Source organism: Mesorhizobium sp. P2_D6 (genome assembly GCF_056404315.1).
The window spans coordinates 1-5,423 of record NZ_JBFUEG010000052.1 but is presented as its reverse complement, the minus strand read 5'-3'; the positions used below and the strand labels follow the sequence as shown (position 1 = coordinate 5,423).

Genomic DNA, 5,423 nt, shown 5'->3' with positions numbered 1-5,423 from the left:
CTCCACGAGCGTGCGCAGGTTCATCATGTCGTCGGTCATCGATGGTTCCTTCGAATCAGGTTGGTGTCAGCAACCCGACCTTACCGGGGAACATCGATGACCGCCGCTACGCCGCTCGCTCGCTTCAGCGCTGTTGAGGGCGCGCTCGCGAGCGGCTTCGTAACCGCCGACCTACACCACGCGGTGGGACACGATCACAAAAATCGCTGCCCAACCCGCTTCCTATAGCCCAACGGCCTCAGATATTAACGCCATCTCGCGTGAGGTCGTCCATGACAGAACGGACCGCGCTTTCAGCGATCGCAATGATCTCCTCGACCTCAGCCTTCGTCGTCACCAGCGGAGGGGCAAAGCCCAGAATGTCGCCATGGGGCATGGCGCGGGCGATCAGGCCGCGCTCGCGTGCTGCCTTGGAGATGCGCGCCCCGACCTTGAGCGTGGGATCAAAGCGTTTCTTGTTATCGCGATCGGCGACGAATTCGATTGCACCCATCAGGCCAACGCCACGCACTTCACCGACGATTGGCAACTGCGCAAATTTCTCCTTGAGCTGTGCCTGGAAGAAGGCACCCACCTCACGGGCGTTTGCGGGGAGATTTTCTTCCTCGACAATGTCGAGAACCGCATTGGCCGCGGCAGCCCCGATCGGATGACCTGAATATGTGTAGCCATGGGAGAACGCGCCGACCTTATCTGCCGCGTCCTCCAGGATCTTGTATACCTTCTCACCAACGATTGCCGCCGACAGGGGAAAATAGGCCGAGGTCAGACCCTTCGCCACCGTTATGAGGTCTGGCTCGATGCCGTAGTGCTGCGACCCGAACATGGAGCCAGTTCGACCAAAACCGGTGATAACCTCATCGGCAATAAGCAGAACATCATGCTTCTTAAGCACGCCCTGGATTGCCGCCCAATAACCTTCTGGCGGAGGCGTAATACCGCCGGTGCCGAGCACCGGCTCGCCGATGAAGCCGCCGACGTTGTCCGGCCCCAAACGTTCGATCAGCTGGTCGAGCTCCTTGGCACGCCGCTCGGAGAACTCGCGTTCGGTCTCGCCCGGGTTTGCGCCCCAGTAATGGTGGGGGACGCCAGTATGAACAATCTGCGGAAGCGGCAGGTCCATATGGTCGTGATAAAAGCTCATCCCGGTCATGGAGCCAGAGACTACGCTGCATCCGTGATAGCCGCGTTCACGGGAAATAATCTTCTTCTTGCTCGGCTTGCCGCGCAGGTTGTTGTAGTACCAGACGAGCTTAGCTTGAGTCTCGTTCGCATCGGACCCCGACATGCCGTAGAAAACCTTGCTCATCTTTCCAGGTGCCATCTTGACGAGGCGATCGGAAAGAATCGCGAGTTCGTCCGTCGTATGCGCGGCATAGGAATGATAATACGCCAAACGAAAAGCTTGCCGCGAAATCGCTTCAGCCACTTCGCTACGACCGTAGCCGACGTTCACGCAATATAGACCGGCGAATCCGTCGATAAACTGATTGCCGTAGGCGTCCTGAATTCGAATGCCCTTCCCCGTCTCGACAATGGTCGGGTCGCCGAGCTTGCCAGTGGCAAAATCCTTCAGCTGCGTGAAAGGATGCAAGACGCTACTTCTATCCTTCTCGCATATCTCTTTGATATTCGTGGTCATTTTCTATGTCCTTTCATACTGAAAGATTGCCAAAACACGTGTATTTTGGCTCCAGGTACTCAGCAATGCCGTGCTTCGAACCTTCGCGCCCCAAGCCGGACTGCTTCCATCCCCCGAACGGGATAGGCGCTCCGGTAAATTTTGGCGTGTTCACCGCGACCATGCCGTATTCGAGCCTGTCAGCCAGACGCATGGCGCGATTGAGGTCTCGGGTGTAGACATACGCCGCAAGGCCCATTTCCGAGTTATTCGCCCGGGAAAGTACTTCCGCCTCGTCGTCAAAGAGGAGGATCGCAGCTACGGGACCAAAGGTCTCTTCCTTTGCTACCCGCATATCGTCGGTTACATCCGCGAGCACTGTCGGCGTCACGAAATTGCCACCCAGGTGGCTCTCCTGTGCCCCGAGCACCATGCGAGCACCGGCGGAAAGAGCTTCGAAAACCTGCTGGCCGCATTTTTCGGCTACAGATGCCTTGGTCATTGGACCAATTTCGACGCCAGGCTGCAATCCGTGCCCGACTTTCAGTTTGCCCGCTGCTTGACCGAATTCTTCTATGAATCGCTCGTAGAGGCGCCGTTGGACGTAGATCCTGTTTGCTGCCAAGCAGTCTTGACCAGACGTCGCGAATTTGGCTGACAAGCACCCTGCGACCGCCGCCTCTTTCGGCGCGTCGTCGAAAAGTATGAAAGGGGCGTTGCCACCGAGTTCGAGCGAAGCTCTTTTGACCGTTTTCGCAGATTGTTCGAGCAGTATCCGTCCGACCTGGGTTGAGCCCGTAAAAGAAAATGCCCGAACGTCGTTATGCTCTAACAGCCTCTTTGCCAGCGGAGGAGCCTCGCCCGTTATGACTTGAAACACGCCGGCAGGAAGCCCCGCCTCTTCGGCAAGACGGGCAAGGGCGAGTGCCGACAAAGGCGTTTCAGGCGCGGGCTTGACTATCATGGTGCAGCCAGCAGCCAGGGCAGCTCCTGCTTTTCTGGTGATCATCGCCGCAGGAAAATTCCATGGCGTGATTGCAGCGGTCACTCCGATCGGCTGCATATCCACGCCCAGGCGACAGCCGGGTAAATGGCTTGGAATGGTTTCGCCGTAGGACCGCTCGCCTTCCGCCGCAAACCACTCGAGAAAGGTGGCGGCGTATGCAATCTCACATCTGGCTTCGGCCAGTGGTTTACCCTGTTCACAGGTGACGATCACAGCAAGATCTTCTGCGTTTTCGCGCATGCCCGCTGCCCACCTCCGCAGATATCCGCCACGTTCGGAAGGCAGGACATCGCGCCACTCCCCGAAAGCGGTTCTTGCGATAGAAACAGCGTTGTCGACATCTGAACGATCGCAAGCCGCTACTGTCGTCAGCTCTTCCCCGGTCGCCGGATCGACCACGGCCAGTGCTTCGTTTTTAGAGATCCACGCACCATTCAAATGAGGGCGTGTTTGCAAAAGATCTGGCCGTTTGAGGCTCGCTAGTGCGGCGCTTGCGAGACCTTTCATTTGTAACTCCAATGCGAGCGTTCAACTTTCGACAGGCTACGCTTCCCAAAACGTCGATCGGCAGCGCAGGCCATGCTCCCAAAGTCGTGCTCCTGCAATTGATGCCTTTCTGTTGTGTTTTTCTTCACATAGTCTCGAAGATTGCTTAGCTGCGGCAGGAGAGTGGCAGGGCGTTCTCAAACCCGATATCGAAATGTCGTGGCCCTCCGAACTACCCAATATGGGCAGGATGATCCCAAGATGGCAAAAACCCGCAGGGCGCGGTCGGCAGCATTGTTGCTCAGGCAGATCCGTCTTTCATCGAGGAAGGACCTGAACCCGCCCCAGCGCTTCAGCATGTAGTCAATCGGCTCGACGACGAGAGAACTGCGGGATCTTTTGGCCCGCTCGGCTCGCATCCATTTCACAAGCCAGGTGACGACAGGATGGCTCTCCTGCTCGCGTGGTAGCCGACGTTGGTTGGCGCAAAGACCATTGATCTCACGCTCGACCTCGATGCGCTTGACCTTATCGAACGCTACCGGCGAGATAGGCGTGTCGTTGTTTCCAGGTTTGGTGTTGGTCGCAACGTCGGCGAGCACAAAGAACTTACCGCGCATCAACTGGCGTGCTGCTTTCCCGCACCACGCACTTCAGCAGTTGGTTCGCAGCACTGCAAGCGCCTGCATCTCCCGATCATGGAGGTGTAGCTTAGGCTTCAGCAACGGTGTCCGTTCTTGTTTCCCAAGTGAGGCGTCGGCCTGCCCAGCTGCGGCTGCGGAGCATTCCACCCCAGTAACGCTCTACGGCTCGAAAAACTTTTACGAGACTCCTGAGATTTCCGGCGACGCCACAGTAGCCATAGTGGCCGCGCAGGACGACGTTGGATTTCGCCGGCCTGGTCACTGATCTTGTAATCCCCTATTCGCCGCATTAGCTCCTGCAGAGACATGAGGACCACCGGTGTCCTGACATGTGCCAGAACCTGTCGGTGAACCGGCGGCAGCCGCAGCACTGAACTTTGGGATGCCAGAGCCGGACGAGAGCTGCGAAGGGCAAGGTTAGGACAATTGGTCTGGATATTGAGGCCGTCTTCGAGGCCGGACGACGATGCGCTTCCTGTCGGTGAAGACGCCCGAGCGACAGAGTGTGATGATATTGCATCGGGTCCAGTTAATGGTCAACCGCCAGGCCGCAGTCCGGAGCGCGTGCCGAGTTGAAGGCGAGTGGCGTGCACTTGGTTCCACCACCGAACGAGTAGTCCCCCCGGATCAATGTCGCTTCCGGCAAGCACCACCGTGGCATCAATACGGTGGCGCTCTGGTTTGCAGCCATGACCGCTGGCCACGGCCTGTTTGGAACCTACCGGCAGGGGCTTATGCCGACTTAGCCCTTGCAAATTTCGGCGGTCGTCAGATTCTTCGGCGGTAAATGCATTTTAGTGTAGCCGTATTCTTTGACCGACTTCATCATCTCGTCGGAACCAAGATAATCTTTCAACACGGCATTGAAGGCATCGACCGCCGCCTGCTGGTCTGGCATGAAGCCAATACCCTCAGTAGTGGAGACCCTAACAGGCTGCGTAAAGGGCTCAGCCATCTCAATGCTAGGATCCCGATCGGTAAATATCTTCAGGGTGAAGGCTTCGCCGACGCCAGCGTCGACGCGGCCGGCCTTAACAGCCTCTACGACCTCAGGCGCTCCACCGGCGAACTGCATGACTTTGTCGTCTGCGACACCCATTTCTTTCGCGAATCTGACCTCGGCCCAGCCGGTGCCGGTGCCGAGGGTGAGACCCTTGTCCCGCACGTCCTTATAGGAGTGCAGCGCCTTCGGGTTTCCCTTCGGAACGATCATCGAGTCGATGATGGAGACTACCGGTTCGGTGAACACCACGTTGCGGCAACGCTCGGGCGTGATTGCCATTCCGCCCGTGATGATGTCAAAGCGGCCAGCCTGTAGGCCGGGAATGAGCGAGCCCCACTCGGTCACGACCGGCTCGAATTTGGTTGTACCTAGCTTCTTGAGGATGTCGATCGTCATCGCATTGACAAAGCCAAGCGGCTCGTGGTTCGGACCCGGGTAGGCGTGAGGCGGCTCATTAGAAAAGGCGATCCGGATCGTCTCCCCGTTTTTGATCTTGTCGAGTAGGGACTGCGCCGAGGCTGAACTGGCAAATGGAGCGATTGCCATTGCCGCTATGCCGAGCGCAGCCAATCCCTTCAGCACTGCACGTCTCTGGGGATTGCGCCTGTTTTTGTCATAGTGCCGCTTTTTCATCTTGTCGTTCCTCCCTTTTTCGCATAGCCC

General features: G+C 57.6%; 4 protein-coding genes and 1 pseudogene. 1 reads left to right on the top strand and 4 read right to left on the bottom strand.

The window, feature by feature from the left end; translation table 11 throughout:
- Positions 1-238 precede the first annotated feature (238 nt).
- The 3 genes and pseudogenes from AC1D1L_RS33285 to AC1D1L_RS33275 all read right to left on the bottom strand — a co-directional run.
- Positions 239-1,642 (bottom strand): aminotransferase, encoded by a 1,404-nt coding sequence (locus tag AC1D1L_RS33285; protein ID WP_477345726.1) that lies wholly within the window; start codon positions 1,640-1,642, stop codon positions 239-241.
- Between the two features lie 13 nt (positions 1,643-1,655).
- Positions 1,656-3,134, bottom strand: coding sequence for an NAD-dependent succinate-semialdehyde dehydrogenase (locus tag AC1D1L_RS33280; RefSeq protein WP_477345724.1), 1,479 nt, complete (start codon positions 3,132-3,134; stop codon positions 1,656-1,658).
- 239 nt (positions 3,135-3,373) lie between these two features.
- A pseudogene (locus tag AC1D1L_RS33275) lies at positions 3,374-3,730 on the bottom strand (IS66 family transposase); the annotation flags it as partial.
- A gap of 695 nt (positions 3,731-4,425) precedes the next feature.
- Here AC1D1L_RS33275 and AC1D1L_RS33270 point away from each other — a divergent pair.
- Positions 4,426-4,503: a hypothetical protein gene (locus tag AC1D1L_RS33270; protein WP_477345728.1), complete on the top strand. Its 78-nt coding sequence runs from the start codon at positions 4,426-4,428 to the stop codon at positions 4,501-4,503.
- Here AC1D1L_RS33270 and ehuB read toward each other — a convergent pair.
- A partial coding sequence (ehuB, locus tag AC1D1L_RS33265) for an ectoine/hydroxyectoine ABC transporter substrate-binding protein EhuB (RefSeq protein ID WP_477345722.1) occupies positions 4,500-5,423 on the bottom strand: 924 nt, incomplete at its 5' end. The genes AC1D1L_RS33270 and ehuB overlap by 4 nt on opposite strands.

Excerpts from the sequence above, each read along its gene's own strand:
- AC1D1L_RS33285 (WP_477345726.1), bottom strand. The coding sequence starts at position 1,642 with ATGACCACGAATATCAAAGAGATATGCGAGAAGGATAGAAGTAGCGTC.
- AC1D1L_RS33280 (WP_477345724.1), bottom strand. The coding sequence starts at position 3,134 with ATGAAAGGTCTCGCAAGCGCCGCACTAGCGAGCCTCAAACGGCCAGAT.